This window comes from Streptomyces fulvoviolaceus (assembly GCF_000718165.1).
GTDB classification, from domain to species: Bacteria; Actinomycetota; Actinomycetes; order Streptomycetales; family Streptomycetaceae; genus Streptomyces; species Streptomyces fulvoviolaceus.
On sequence record NZ_JOEY01000041.1, the window covers coordinates 45,018 to 58,419 of the forward strand.

13 protein-coding genes are annotated in these 13,402 nt (G+C 70.4%); 8 read left to right on the forward strand and 5 right to left on the reverse strand.

Features of this window, described 5'->3' with window-relative positions; all coding sequences use genetic code 11:
- Positions 1–53: 53 nt before the first annotated feature.
- Positions 54–698, forward strand: a complete 645-nt coding sequence (locus IG08_RS0136695; RefSeq protein ID WP_030613079.1) for a TetR/AcrR family transcriptional regulator — start codon at positions 54–56, stop codon at positions 696–698.
- A gap of 95 nt (positions 699–793) precedes the next feature.
- Here IG08_RS0136695 and def read toward each other — a convergent pair whose 3' ends face one another.
- Complete coding sequence (def, locus tag IG08_RS0136700; protein WP_030613083.1) at positions 794–1,333, reverse strand: peptide deformylase; 540 nt, start codon at positions 1,331–1,333, stop codon at positions 794–796.
- A gap of 145 nt (positions 1,334–1,478) precedes the next feature.
- On the opposite strand from def, the gene IG08_RS0136705 reads away from it, so the two are divergent.
- The 7 genes from IG08_RS0136705 to IG08_RS59385 all read left to right on the forward strand — a co-directional run bounded on the left by IG08_RS0136705 (position 1,479) and on the right by IG08_RS59385 (position 9,279).
- Positions 1,479–2,717 (forward strand): Mur ligase family protein, encoded by a 1,239-nt coding sequence (locus tag IG08_RS0136705; protein ID WP_030613086.1) that lies wholly within the window; start codon positions 1,479–1,481, stop codon positions 2,715–2,717.
- A 16-nt stretch (positions 2,718–2,733) separates the two neighbouring features.
- Positions 2,734–3,462: a type 1 glutamine amidotransferase gene (locus tag IG08_RS0136710; protein ID WP_030613089.1), complete on the forward strand. Its 729-nt coding sequence runs from the start codon at positions 2,734–2,736 to the stop codon at positions 3,460–3,462.
- 197 nt (positions 3,463–3,659) lie between these two features.
- Positions 3,660–4,685: a 6-phosphofructokinase gene (locus IG08_RS0136715; protein WP_030613092.1), complete on the forward strand. Its 1,026-nt coding sequence runs from the start codon at positions 3,660–3,662 to the stop codon at positions 4,683–4,685.
- Positions 4,686–4,813: 128 nt separating this feature from the next.
- The gene (locus IG08_RS0136720; RefSeq protein WP_030613095.1) at positions 4,814–5,764 is read left to right on the forward strand and encodes a cytochrome c oxidase assembly protein; all 951 of its coding nucleotides are present in this window, start codon (positions 4,814–4,816) and stop codon (positions 5,762–5,764) included.
- Between the two features lie 159 nt (positions 5,765–5,923).
- Complete coding sequence (locus tag IG08_RS0136725) at positions 5,924–7,201, forward strand: DUF6777 domain-containing protein (protein ID WP_338060174.1); 1,278 nt, start codon at positions 5,924–5,926, stop codon at positions 7,199–7,201.
- Between the two features lie 28 nt (positions 7,202–7,229).
- On the forward strand, positions 7,230–9,095 hold the full coding sequence (locus IG08_RS0136730; protein WP_030613101.1) for a serine/threonine-protein kinase: 1,866 nt from the start codon (positions 7,230–7,232) through the stop codon (positions 9,093–9,095).
- A gap of 13 nt (positions 9,096–9,108) precedes the next feature.
- The gene (locus IG08_RS59385; RefSeq protein WP_030613104.1) at positions 9,109–9,279 is read left to right on the forward strand and encodes a hypothetical protein; all 171 of its coding nucleotides are present in this window, start codon (positions 9,109–9,111) and stop codon (positions 9,277–9,279) included.
- Between the two features lie 3 nt (positions 9,280–9,282).
- Here the strand turns inward: IG08_RS59385 and IG08_RS0136740 are convergent, their stop codons facing one another.
- Genes IG08_RS0136740 through IG08_RS0136755 form a run of 4 tightly spaced genes read right to left on the reverse strand, consistent with a single transcriptional unit; the run spans position 9,283 to position 13,337 of the window.
- A complete protein-coding gene (locus tag IG08_RS0136740) occupies positions 9,283–10,500 on the reverse strand; it encodes a sensor histidine kinase (RefSeq protein ID WP_030613107.1) in 1,218 nt (405 codons plus the stop codon).
- Positions 10,497–12,209 (reverse strand): sodium/solute symporter, encoded by a 1,713-nt coding sequence (locus IG08_RS0136745; RefSeq protein WP_030613110.1) that lies wholly within the window; start codon positions 12,207–12,209, stop codon positions 10,497–10,499. The genes IG08_RS0136740 and IG08_RS0136745 overlap by 4 nt, the downstream gene beginning before the upstream one ends.
- A 13-nt stretch (positions 12,210–12,222) precedes the next feature.
- Positions 12,223–12,591, reverse strand: coding sequence for a hypothetical protein (locus IG08_RS0136750; RefSeq protein ID WP_390898516.1), 369 nt, complete (start codon positions 12,589–12,591; stop codon positions 12,223–12,225).
- Positions 12,588–13,337 carry a LytR/AlgR family response regulator transcription factor gene (locus IG08_RS0136755; protein WP_030613116.1) on the reverse strand — a complete coding sequence of 250 codons (750 nt, stop codon included), beginning with the start codon at positions 13,335–13,337 and terminating at the stop codon, positions 12,588–12,590. The genes IG08_RS0136750 and IG08_RS0136755 overlap by 4 nt, the downstream gene beginning before the upstream one ends.
- Between the last annotated feature and the right edge of the window lie 65 nt (positions 13,338–13,402).

A 13,402-nucleotide genomic window follows, 5' to 3' on the forward strand; every position in this document is an offset into this window, starting at 1 on the left:
GTGAGTGTTAGTTTGCGCAGGCATTACCGATTCAGCACGGGCGGGGAGAGCTCATGGACACCACACAGCGGACCGATCAGCAACGGTCCGCCGACCGCCGCCGGCGAGAGTTGCTGGAGGCCGCGGACAGGGTGGTGCTGCGTGACGGCCCACAGGCCTCCATGAACGCCATCGCCGCGGAAGCCGGTATCACGAAGCCGATCCTCTACCGGCACTTCGGTGACAAGGGGGGACTTTACGCGGCGCTTGCCAAGCGGCATACGGATGCGTTGCTGGATTCGCTGCGGGCCGCGCTCGACGCTCCCGCGGATCGACGGGAGCGCGTCGAGGCCACGTTGGACACGTACCTCGCGGCGATCGAGGCGCGGCCTCAGGTGTACCGGTTCCTGATGCATCCTGCCGACGGGGGTCAGGTCGGGGACCAGGGGTTCGATGTCGGGAAGCACTCTGTTCCGCTGTTGCGGCGGATGGGCGAGGAGCTGGCTCAGGTCATCGAGGACCGGGTGGATCTGGGGCCCGGGAGTCAGCAGTTGGCCCGTGTGTGGGGGCATGGGATCGTCGGGATGATGCATGCGGCCGGGGACTGGTGGCTGGGGGAACGGCCCTGCTCGCGTGCGGAGTTGGTGCGGAGTCTGGCTGATCTGTTGTGGGGGCGGCTCGCGGCGGCCGGGGACAAGGTCGGCGGTCCGGGGTTCTGAAGGTCGTATCCCGGGTGCGGGGCCGTGGGGGCCGGTCGCGCCCACGCGACGGAGCCGCACATCGATACAGCCCCGCGCCCCTGGGTGTATCCACCTCACCGGCGCCAAGAAGCTCGCGCCACCTGTCGCATCAGTTTGCGGTGACGCCGGCCCGTCAAGTGGTCGGCGTACACCTTCCCCTCCACGTGGTCGGCCTCGTGCTGCAAGCATCTGGCAAAGAAACCCGTGCCGTGGACCGTGATCGGCTCGCCCGTCGCCGTGAAACCCTCGACCACCGCGTGGTCGTAGCGCTCTGTTCCCGCCTCCAGGCCCGGTAGGGACAAGCAGCCCTCCGGGCCCCGGAACACCAGTCCGTCGACCTCCACCAGCCGCGGATTCACCACGTGGCCCAGGTGCCGGACTTCCTCGTCGTCCGGGCAGTCGTACACGAAGACCCTCAGCGACTCCCCCACCTGGTTCGCCGCCAGGCCCACGCCCTCCGCCGCGTACATCGTCGCGAACAAGTCCTCGACGAGGCGGGCCAGTTCGGGGCCGAAGTCGGTGACCTCTTTGCAGGGGGTGTGCAGCAGTGGGTCGCCGAGCAGGGTGAGTGGCCGGACGCGCCCGTGGGCGCCCGGGATCGGGGCTTGTCGCATGGCGGCAAGGGTACGGTCCTCACTGTCACGCGAATGTCGCGCGGGCGCCAGATTCGGGAGCGCGAATGGATCTCGATAGGCTGAGGTCCACACCACGTGGCCGGACGCAGGGGCGCGGCGTGTACGCAAGGAGGATCGAGAACTGATGACAGGCAACTCGGACCCGCTCTCGCCGCGGGCCAAGCTGGCCGTGACGGCGGGCAAGGCGGTCGCGGCGGCATCCCGAGCCGCAGGTCGCGGCAGCGGTTCGGTGATCGGCGGCCGGGTGGCCCTCAAACTCGACCCCGACCTCCTTGCCCGGCTCGCCCAGAACCTGGACGTCACCCTGGTCTCGGCGACCAACGGCAAGACCACCACCACCCGGCTCATCGCCGAGGCGCTGGGCGCCGCGGGGCCGGTCGTCTCCAACGCGCTCGGCGCCAACATGCCCGCCGGCATCACCTCGGCGCTCGCCGGAGGATCCGAGGCGCGGTACGGCGTCATCGAGGTCGACGAGAAGTACCTCGCGGGCGTGGCCCGGGACACCGACCCCAAGTGCATCGCCCTGCTCAACCTCTCCCGTGACCAGCTCGACCGCGCCGCCGAGACCCGCATGCTCGCGGAGAACTGGCGCGAGGGACTGGCCGGGTCCAAGGCCGTGATCGTGGCCAACGCCGACGACCCGCTCGTCGTGTGGGCCGCGTCCTCCTCCCCCAACGTGGTCTGGGTCGCCGCCGGGCAGATGTGGAAGGACGACGCCTGGTCCTGCCCGTCCTGCGGTGGCGTGATGCAGCGGCCGGGGGACGACTGGTTCTGCGGTGAGTGCGGTTTCCGTCGGCCCACGCCCAGCTGGGCGCTGTCCGGGGACCACGTGCTCGACCCGCACGGATCCGCCTGGCCGATCCACCTCCAGCTGCCCGGCCGCGCCAACAAGGCCAACGCCGCCAGCTCGGCCGCCGTCGCCGCCGTCTTCGGCGTGCCGCCGCAGGTCGCCCTGGAACGCATGTACCAGGTGCAGGCGGTCGCCGGGCGCTACGACGTGGTGCAGTTCCAGGAGCGCGATCTGCGGCTGCTGCTCGCGAAGAACCCGGCCGGCTGGCTCGAAACGTTCAGCCTGATCGATCCGCCGCCGACCCCGGTGATCCTCTCCGTGAACGCGCGCGGCGCCGACGGCACCGACACCTCCTGGCTGTGGGACGTCGACTACACGCGTCTGACCGGCCACCCGATCTGCGTGATCGGCGACCGCAAGCTGGACCTCGCGGTGCGTCTGGAGGTCGCGAACCAGCACTTCCAGGTCTGCGAGAACCTCGACCAGGCCGTGCAGATGAGCCCGCCGGGCCGCATCGAGGTCATCGCCAACTACACCGCCTTCCAGGACCTGCGCCGCCGCGTCGGCAACTGACACACAGGGGACTTTTGTGAGCGACAACAGCCTGCGGGTCGTCTGGATCTATCCCGACCTGCTCAGTACGTACGGCGACCAGGGCAACGTCCTCGTCGTGGAACGCCGGGCACGGCAGCGCGGCCTCGACGTGGCCCGCCTCGACGTGCGCAGCGACCAGCCGATCCCGACCTCCGGCGACATCTACCTGATCGGCGGCGGCGAGGACCGGCCGCAGCGGCTCGCGGCCGAGCGGCTGCGCCGGGACGGCGGCCTGCACCGGGCGGTCGGCAACGGCGCGATCGTCTTCTCGGTGTGCGCCGGCTACCAGATCCTCGGCCACGAGTTCATCAACGACCTCGGCCAGCGCGAGCCCGGCCTCGGCCTGCTCGACGTGGTCTCCACGCGCGGCGAGGGCGACCGGTGCGTCGGTGACGTCCTCGCGGACATCGACCCGCGCCTCGGCCTGCCCCCGCTGACCGGCTTCGAGAACCACCAGGGCATCACGCACCTCGGCCCCACCGCCCGGCCCTTCGCCAATGTCCGCCTGGGCAACGGCAACGGCACGGGTGACGGGACGGAGGGCGCGTACAACGACACGGTCTTCGGTACGTACATGCACGGTCCCGTGCTCGCGCGCAATCCGCAGATCGCCGACCTGCTGCTGAAGCTGGCGCTGGACGTGAACGCCCTGCCGCCGACCGACGACCGCTGGTACGAGGCACTGCGCAACGAGCGCATCGCATCCGCGCAGCAGCCCGCCTGACCTGCGGGTTCACCCGCGCGTCAGCCAGACTCAACCAGCCCGTCTGACGACGTGTCCGCACAGGTGAGCGGGCCCGTCCACCAGGCGGACGGACAGTGCTGCCCCGCCCCCTCCTGCCGCTAGGGTGGCGGGGTTCGAGCCGGACGACGTGGTCCGGACCCATGCCACGTTCAATCGCTGAGAAGGTTTTTCGGGCTATGCGCATTGGTGTCCTCACGTCCGGCGGCGACTGCCCCGGCCTGAACGCCGTCATCCGGTCCGTCGTGCACCGTGCCGTCGTCGACCACGGCGACGAGGTCATCGGTTTCCGGGACGGCTGGAAGGGCCTCCTGGAGTGCGACTACCTCAAGCTCGACCTGGACGCTGTGGGCGGCATCCTCGCCCGCGGCGGCACCATCCTCGGCTCCTCCCGGGTCCAGCCCTCCCAGCTGCGGGACGGTGTGGAACGGGCCAAGGGGCATCTCGCCGAACTCGGGCTCGACGCGATCATCCCGATCGGCGGTGAAGGCACGCTGAAGGCGGCCCGGCTGATGTCGGACGCCGGCCTGCCCGTCGTGGGCGTGCCCAAGACCATCGACAACGACATCGCGGTCACGGACGTCACCTTCGGCTTCGACACGGCCGTCGGCGTCGCGACCGAGGCGCTCGACCGGCTCAAGACCACCGCCGAGTCCCACCAGCGTGTCCTGGTCGTGGAGGTCATGGGCCGCCACACCGGCTGGATTGCGCTGCACTCCGGCATGGCGGCCGGCGCCCACGCCATCGTCGTACCGGAACGCCCCTTCGACATCGAGGAGTTGGCCGTCAAGGTCGGCGAGCGGTTCGAGGCGGGCAAGCGCTTCGCGATTGTGGTGGCGGCGGAGGGTGCCAAGCCTCGGCCCGGCACCATGGCCTTCGACGAGGGCGGCAAGGATGTCTACGGGCATGAGCGGTTCGCCGGGATCGCTCGACAGTTGTCCATCGAGCTGGAGCAGCGGCTCGGTAAGGAAGCGCGGCCTGTGATCCTCGGACATGTGCAGCGGGGTGGTACGCCTACCGCGTACGACCGAGTGCTGGCCACCAGGTTCGGCTGGCACGCCGTCGAGGCCGTGCACCGGGGTGAGTTCGGCAACATGACGGCTCTGCGGGGTACGGACATCGTGATGGTGTCTCTGGCTGAGGCTGTCGAGACGCTGAAGACTGTGCCTGATGAGCGGTACGCCGAAGCGGAGTGTGTGCTTTAGCCGTCTGGCGGTGCGGGTCCGCGCCCCTGGGTTGGCTGTCCTGCCCCCGGTCACGAGAGTGACCGGGGGCAGTTCTAGTCTGTGTGCGGACAGATCGCACAACCCCCCACGAATCAGGAGCCGACAGAATGGATCACGGCGGGCACGGCATGACCATGGATCTGCCGCCGTTCACGCTGGGACGGGGTCTTCAGTGGTCGGCGGACCCGTTCTTTCTCGTCGCCTGTCTGGTGGGGCTGGGGCTCTACGGCTGGGGGGTCGTGCGGCTGCGGCGGCGCGGGGACTCGTGGTCGTGGGGGCGGACCGTCTCGTACGTCCTCGGGGTGCTGTCCATCGGGCTCATGATGTGCACCAGGTTGAACGACTACGGCATGGTCATGTTCAGCGTGCACATGGTGCAGCACATGGTGATCAGCATGCTGTCGCCGATCCTGATCCTGCTCGGTGCCCCGGTCACGCTCGCGCTGCGCGCGCTGCCGGCGACGGGGCGCGGCCGCAAGGGGCCGCGTGAGCTGCTGCTGATGCTGCTGCACAGCCACTACATGCGGATCATCACCCACCCCGCGTTCACCATCCCGCTGTTCATCGCGAGCCTGTACGCGCTGTACTTCACCCCGATCTTCGACTTCCTGATGGGCTCCAAGACGGGGCACATCGCGATGATGGTGCACTTCCTCGCCGTCGGGGTGGTGTTCTTCTGGCCGATCATCGGCGTGGATCCGGGTCCGAACCGGCCGGGGTATCTGATGCGGATGCTGGAGCTGTTCGCGGGCATGCCGTTCCACGCGTTCTTCGGCATCGCGCTGATGATGGCGTCGACCCCGATGGTGGAGACGTTCAGGAACCCACCCGCCTCGCTCCACATCGACGCGCTGTCCGACCAGAACGCGGCCGGCGGCATCGCCTGGGCGTTCAGCGAGATTCCGTCCGTGCTGGTGCTGATCGCGCTGCTGTTCCAGTGGCACCGCTCCGAACAGCGGCAGGCCAAGCGCACGGACCGGGCCGCCGACCGGGACGGTGACAAGGAACTCGAGGCATACAACGCCTATTTGGCCTCATTGAACGCACGCGGGCGTTGAGGGCTTCTTCATTCAGTAGCATGAAGCGCGTTGGGGGAACCGCCGGGGGGAGCGGTGATGACACTTCGCGCATTTATGCAGAGGCTCACGAAAAAGATTGCGTGTCTGCTTGTTCTCGTTCTCGCGCTGAGCGGCTGCGACAGAAACGCACCCTTGCTGGTGGTCAAGGCGGTCGCCGCGGGCGTGCCCGCTCTCGCACCGTTCTTCGACGAGAACATCGGGCTCGGCAAGGACGCCACGATCCGCTCGCAGCCCGCGCGCGGCAGCCTGCAGCAGGGTGACACGCCAGGTCTGTACGGGGGCACGAAGCAGCCGACGATCTGCGACGTGGACAAGCTCGAGCGATTCCTCACCGATCCCAGGAATCACAAGAAGGCACAGGCGTGGGCCGATGTGCTGGAAATCGGCACCGATGAGATCCCGGAATACCTGGATCGACTCACACCAGTCCTGCTGCGTCACGACACTCTCGTGAAGAACCACGACTACAAGAAGGAAAAGGCCGTCCCGTACAACTCCCTGCTCCAGGCGGGAATCGCGATTCTCGTCGACGAACAGGGACTTCCGGCTGTGAAGTGTTCGTGTGGAAATCCACTGCGGCCCTTCGAGGGTGACACGAGCCGGATTTCCGTCGAGTTCGAGGACGGCAACAAGAAGTGGACGGGATACGAGCGTTCCTCCGTGGTGGCCGTACGACCGGCTCCGCGGACACTGGCACGGATCGCTCTCGTCGACGTCCAGGATCCCGACCGCGGCATCAACCGTCCGGTCGGCACGACGGGCAAGGACGACTCCACCTTCGACACCCGTAAGCGGCGCGCGGTGCCGAACCTCGCCGGGACGACGTTCGGGAAGGCCAGCCGGCAGCTCGCCGATGCGGGGCTGGCGGCCGGCTTCGACGGGAAGGGGCTGCCGCCGGACGGCGCCAAGGTCACGGCGACCGATCCGCCGGCGGGGACCGAGCTGGAATTCGGGCAGTACGTGATGCTCAGCGTGGCCGGAGGTACGTCCACCTCCGGAGGGGGGACCACGACCACTCCCCCGCCGCCGTCGGGATCCTCGCGGCCGACGACGACCACTACACCACCGTCCTCGTCGTCGTCCTCGTCACCCTCGTCACCCTCGTCGCCCTCGCCTGCCACGCCTCCGTCCTCGTCGAGCACCAAGCCCGGGGCCTCGTCCTCCCCGCCTTCGTCGAGTACGGCGCCCACCTCGGAGTCGCCGCCGAAGTCGAGCAGCCCGTCCAGCTCGGAGCCGGACCCACCGAGTTCACCGCCCAGCACCGATCCCACGACCAGCTCGCCTCCTCCGGAGGTGACCAGCACACCGCCGGAGGTCACGAGTCCGCCTCCGTCCAGCGAACCGGTCACCACCAGCGCGCCGCCGCCGACCAGCGAACCCGCGACCGGCGAACCGAGCACCAGCGCCACCACGTAGCGCCCCCGCAGAACCCGGGAGTCACCGGATGCCTTCAGGATCACCGACGTCGGGAGTGGGCCGGGTCATCGCCGGCCGTTACCTGCTGCTGAACCAGCTCGGCAGCGGAGGCATGGGCCATGTATGGCTCGCCCACGACCAGAGACTCGCCTGCGAGGTCGCGCTCAAGGAGATCGTGTTCCGTGATGCGGTCGAGGCGGACCACGAGCGGGAGCCCCGGGTCGCCCGCGCCCGCGCGGAGGCCCGGCACGCGGCCGGACTGCGCGGTCACCCCCATGTGGTGACCGTGCACGACGTGCTGGAGCACGAGGGGCTGCCGTGGATCGTCATGGAGTACGTGGCGGGCGCCATCGACCTGAAGGAGCTCGTCGAGACGCGCGGCCCGCTCGCGCCCGCGGAGTGCGCCCGCATCGGGCTCGCCGTACTGGACGCACTGACCGCCGGGCACGACCGGGGCGTCATGCACCGGGACGTGAAGCCGGCGAACATCCTGCTCGCGCCGGACCGCACCGGATCGCCGTACGGACGCGTCCTGCTCACCGACTACGGCATCTCCGTGCAGCCGGACGCCGGTGAGACGCGGTACACGCTGGCGTCCGTACTGGTGGGCACGGCGGGCTATCTGGCCCCGGAGCGGGCCACGGGCGGGTCGCCCACTCCGGCCGCCGACCTGTTCTCGCTGGGCTGCACGCTGTACCACTCCGTCGAGGGCCTGAGCCCCTTCGAGCGCGCGTCGCACCTCGCCGAGGTGACCGCGGTGGTCATGGAGGAGCCGCGGCCCGCCGTGCGCGCCGGTGCCCTGGGGCCCGTCTTACAGGCGCTGCTCGCGAAGGATCCGGGGCAACGGCTGTCGGCGGTGGAGGCGGAGGCCGCGCTGTCGCGGATCATCACGCCGCAGCCCGAGGCGTACGCCCGGACACAGACGGACATCGGATCGCAGCCGCCCTGGGCGGGGATGCAGGCGCCACCGCCTCCGAGCCCGCAGGGATTCGGGCCGGCCCAGGTTCCCCACGGATTCGGGCCGCCGCCGCAGCCCGCGCCGCCCGCACCCGGTCGACGGCGGCGCGAACGCCCCCATGCCCTGCGGGCCGCCATCGCCTGCGGTCTCGGGCTGGTGCTCGCCCTGGGTGGCGTCTGGTACGCCATGGCCAACCGGTCGACGGAGGAGACGGAGGGGAGCGAGGAGCAGCCGTACGGCGACACGATCGGGCTCGCCAAGCCGCTCAAGGACGGCGACTGCGTCCTCGCCGACTGGCCCGGCACCCGGTTCGAGGGCACGCCCCGGCTGTCGCTGGACCCCACCTGCGGGGTGGACAGGGCACCGGACGGGCAGGTCATGGCGTTCGTCGAGACCGCGTCGGCTGACGAGGCGCGGCGGCTGGGGCCGGGCCTGTGCGAGGAGCGGACGCGGGACATCCGGGACCGGCTCGCGGATGTGCACAGCTTCGCCGTCGCGCCCGGAGACGGCGGGTTCGAGGCCGCGGGACGGCGTACGGCCTGTCTGGTGCTGGGCAGGAACGGGCCGGTGTACGGGCCGCTCGGCACCCACCGCAAGCTCGGTTCGGGCTTCGCGGACACGGCGACCATGCAGCGGCGGGACTGTCTGGACGTCCGCACGAACAGGGACGCCCGGCTGGCCTCCTGCGAGGGTTCGTACGACGAGCAGGTGCTCGGATTCACCCAACTGGACGAGGACGCCACGCTCGCCGAGGCGCGCACCGAGTCGGACACGGCGTGCGGCCGTGAGGTGCCCCCGGGCGACTACGGCTTCGATCCGTCCGTCTACACGGCGGGCTCCTGGACGAGCGCCGGCCCCTGGAAGAACGGCACGCATTTCGTCGTGTGCACCGTCCGGAGGCAGAACGGGGGCACCATGGAGGGGGACGAACCATGAGGAGGGTGTTGCGATGCCCGGTTCTACGGACAGTTCTACCAAGGCGATGGGGGTGCTCACCGTCGGCGGACTCGTCGCGGTGACGGCCTACACGGTGGCGCTCGGCAGCAATGGCTGGCTGTGGTTCGGCTGGGTCGTGCTGGGACTGCTCACCCTCGGGATGGTGGCCACACGCAGCACATGACGCCTAGGGCCGGTCGGTGAGGCGGCCCGCCGAGTGCACCCCCGGCTGGTACTTCGGCAGCCGGGCGGTGATCTTCATGCCCGCTCCTACGGCGGTCTCGATGACGAGGCCGTAGTCGTCGCCGTAGACCTGGCGCAGCCGGTCGTCGACGTTGGACAGGCCGATGCCGCCCGACGGGCTGACCTCACCGGCGAGGATGCGGCGCAGCACGGCGGGGTCCATTCCCGCGCCGTCGTCCTCGATCACGACCAGTGCCTCGGCACCCGCGTCCTGTGCGGTGATGCTGATGCGGCTCTTGCCTGTCACGACCGCCTTGCCCTCCAGGCCGTGCTTGACGGCGTTCTCGACGAGCGGCTGGAGGCAGAGGAAGGGCAGGGTGACCGGCAGCACCTCGGGGGCGATCTGCAGGGTGACGGAGAGGCGGTCGCCGAAGCGTGCGCGGACCAGCGCCAGGTAGTGGTCGATGGCGTGGAGTTCGTCGGCGAGGGTGGTGAAGTCGCCGTGCCGGCGGAACGAGTAGCGGGTGAAGTCGGCGAACTCCAGGAGCAGTTCGCGGGCGCGCTCGGGGTCGGTGCGGACGAACGAGGCGATCACCGCCAGCGAGTTGAAGATGAAGTGCGGGGAGATCTGGGCGCGCAAGGCCTTGATCTCGGCCTCGATGAGGCGGGTGCGGGACTGGTCGAGGTCCGCCAACTCCAGCTGGACGCTCACCCAGCGAGCGACCTCCCCGGCGGCCCGGACCAGGACGGCGGACTCACGGGGTGCGCAGGCGACCAGGGCGCCGTGGACGCGTTCGTCGACGGTGAGCGGGGCGACGACGGCCCAGCGCACCGGGCAGTCGGGGGTGTCGCACTCCAGCCGGAAAGCCTCGCCACGGCCGGTCTCCAGGGGGCCGGCGAGGCGATCCATGATCTCGGTGCGGTGATGACCGCCGACGCCGTCCCAGACCAGGACCTCCTTCTGGTCGGTCAGGCACAGCGCGTCCGTGCCGAGCAGCGTGCGCAGCCGTCGGGCCGACTTGCGGGCCGTCTCCTCCGTCAGGCCCGCCCTGAGTGGAGGCGCGGCGAGAGAGGCCGTGTGCAGGGTCTCGAAGGTCGCGTGTTCGACGGGCGTGCCGAGTCCGCCGAGGCTCTCCGGACGCGCCGTACGCCTGCCGAGCCAGAAGCCCGCCGCCAGCAGCGGAAGGATCGCCACGCACAGCCCGGCCAGGAATCCGCTCATGCCTTCACCTCCGCCCGCAGCTCCTCCGGCAGATGGAAGCGGGCCAGGATGGCCGCCGTCCCCGCCGGTACGCGCCCCGCGGTCGCCAGGGACACCAGCATCATGGTGAGGAAGCCCAGCGGCACCGACCAGAGCGCCGGCCAGGCGAGCAGGGCGTGCAGAGCGCCCGTCCTCGGGAAGCCCGCCATGGTGGCGGCCACGGCCACGAACGCGGAGCCGCCGCCGACCAGCATCCCGGCGGCCGCGCCCGGCGGGGTCAGCCGCCGCCACCAGATGCCGAGCACCAGCAACGGGCAGAAGGAGGAGGCGGAGACGGCGAAGGCCAGTCCGACGGCGTCCGCGACCGGCAGTCCGCCGACGATGACACTCGCGGCCAGCGGTACGGCCATGGCCAGCACGGTGCCGAGTCTGAAGTGCCGTACGCCGCGCGAGGGCAGGACGTCCTGCGTCAGCACGCCCGCCACGGCCATGGTCAGCCCCGAGGCCGTGGAGAGGAACGCGGCGAAGGCCCCGCCCGCCACCAGTGCGCCGAGCAGGTCGCCGCCGAGGCCGCCGATCATCCGCTCGGGCAGCAGCAGCACGGCGGCGTCCGCGTCGCCGGTGATGGTGAGTTCGGGGGCGTAGAGCCTGCCGAGGGCGCCGTAGACGGGCGGCAGGAGGTAGAAGCAGCCGATGAGGGCGAGCACGGCGACCGTGGTGCGGCGGGCGGCGACGCCGTGCGGGCTGGTGTAGAAGCGGACGACGACGTGTGGCAGACCCATGGTGCCGAGGAAGGTGGCGAGGATCAGTCCGTACGTCGCGTAGAGCGGGCGTTCCTCGCGGCCGGCGGCGAGGGAGGTCGACATGCCGCCGGTGCTGCTGCGCTCGGCGGCCGGGACGGTGGCGCCCTTGGCGAAGGTCAGCCGGGTGCCCCGCTCGATGTGGTGGGTGCCGGCGGGGAGTTCGAGCCGTTGGTCGTCGTGCGGCCGGCCGTCGACCGTGCCGCTCACCGTGACGGTCAGCGGTCGCTCCAGCTTCAGGTCGAGGCTGTCGTCGACGCGGACGACGCGCTGCTCGCGGAAGGTCACCGGTTCCTCGAAGGCGTGGCGGGGGGCACCGTCGCTCTGCCAGGCGAGGATCAGGAAGAGGGCGGGGACGAGCAGGGCGGTGAGTTTGAGCCAGTACTGGAAGGCCTGCACGAAGGTGATGCTGCGCATCCCGCCGGCGGCGACGGTGGCGACCACCACGGCCGCGACGATCACCCCGCCGAGCCACTGCGGCGCATCCGTCAGCACACTCAACGTCAGCCCCGCGCCCTGGAGTTGGGGCAGCAGGTACAGCCAGCCGACCCCGACGACGAAGGCGCCCGCCAGTCGCCGCACCGCCTGGGAGGCGAGGCGGGCCTCGGCGAAGTCGGGCAGCGTGTAGGCACCGGAGCGGCGCAGCGGAGCGGCGACGAACAGGAGCAGGACGAGATAGCCGGCCGTGTAGCCGACCGGGTACCAGAGCATGTCCGGGCCCTGGACCAGGACCAGCCCCGCGATGCCCAGGAAGGAGGCGGCGGAGAGGTACTCGCCGCTGATGGCGGCCGCGTTGAGGCGGGGGCCGACGGTGCGGGAGGCGACGTAGAAGTCGGAGGTGGTGCGGGAGATGCGCAGGCCGAAGGCGCCGACGAAGACGGTCGCGAGGACCACCAGGGCGACGGCCGGGACGGCGAAGCTGGAGTTCATCGGTTCTCGCCGTTCATCGGTCCTCGACCAGACGCACGAAGTCCCGTTCGTTGCGCTCGGCGCGCCCCACGTACCAGCGGGCGAGCAGCACCAGCGGGACGTAGAGGCCGAAGCCGAGGACCACCCATTCCAGGCGGCGGGCGTCGGGCATCGCCGCGAAGAGGAGCGGCAGTGGGCCGACGAGGAGGACGAGGAACGCGAACACCGCGAGGGCGGCGCGGAGTTGGGTGCGCATCAGGGAGCGGACGTAGGTGTGGCCGAGGGTGGTCTGCTCGTCGATCTCGGTGCGTGGGCGGTAGTAGCCGGAGGTCGGCCTGCTGCGGCGGGACGGGCCGGTGACGACGACGCGGCGCTCGGTGGGGTCCTGGTTCGGCACCGTCACGGCCTCCTCATCAGCAGGTCGCGCAGTTCGCGCGCGTGCCGGCGGCTGACCTGCAGCTCCTCGTCGCCGACCAGGACGCTCACCGTGCCCGCGTCCAGCCGGAGTTCGCCTACGTGGCGCAGGGCGACCAGGTGGCGGCGGTGGATGCGGACGAAGCCGCGGGAGCGCCAGCGCTCCTCCAGGGTGGACAGCGGGATCCGTACGAGGTGGCTGCCCTTGTCGGTGTGGAGGCGGGCGTAGTCGCCCTGGGCCTCGACGTGCGTGATGTCGTCGACGGAGACGAAGCGGGTCACGCCGCCGAGTTCGACGGGTATGTGGTCGGGGTCGGGTTCGTGCACGGGTATACGGGGGGTGTTGTCGGTGAGTTCGGCGGCCCGGCGGATCGCCTCCGCGAGGCGTTCCTTGCGGACGGGCTTGAGCACGTAGTCGACGGCTTTCAGGTCGAAGGCCTGGACGGCGAAGTCCTCGTGGGCGGTGACGAACACGACCAGCGGCGGCTTGGCGAACCCGGTGAGCAGTCTGGCCATGTCCAGTCCGTCGAGGCCGGGCATGTTGATGTCGAGGAAGACGACGTCGATCGCCTCGGGTCCGTTCGGCCCCGACTCCAGCGCGCGGTTGATACGGCGCAGCGCCTCGGTGGCGTCACCGGCCCCCTCCGCACTGCCGATCCGGGGATCGGCGTTGAGGAGGTAGAGCAGTTCCTCCAGCGAGGGGCGTTCGTCGTCGACAGCCAGGGCGCGCAGCATGAACCCGGAGTGTAGGAGTAATTCGTACGACTGGACACGTGGCCGTATGCACGTTCGCACTGGGT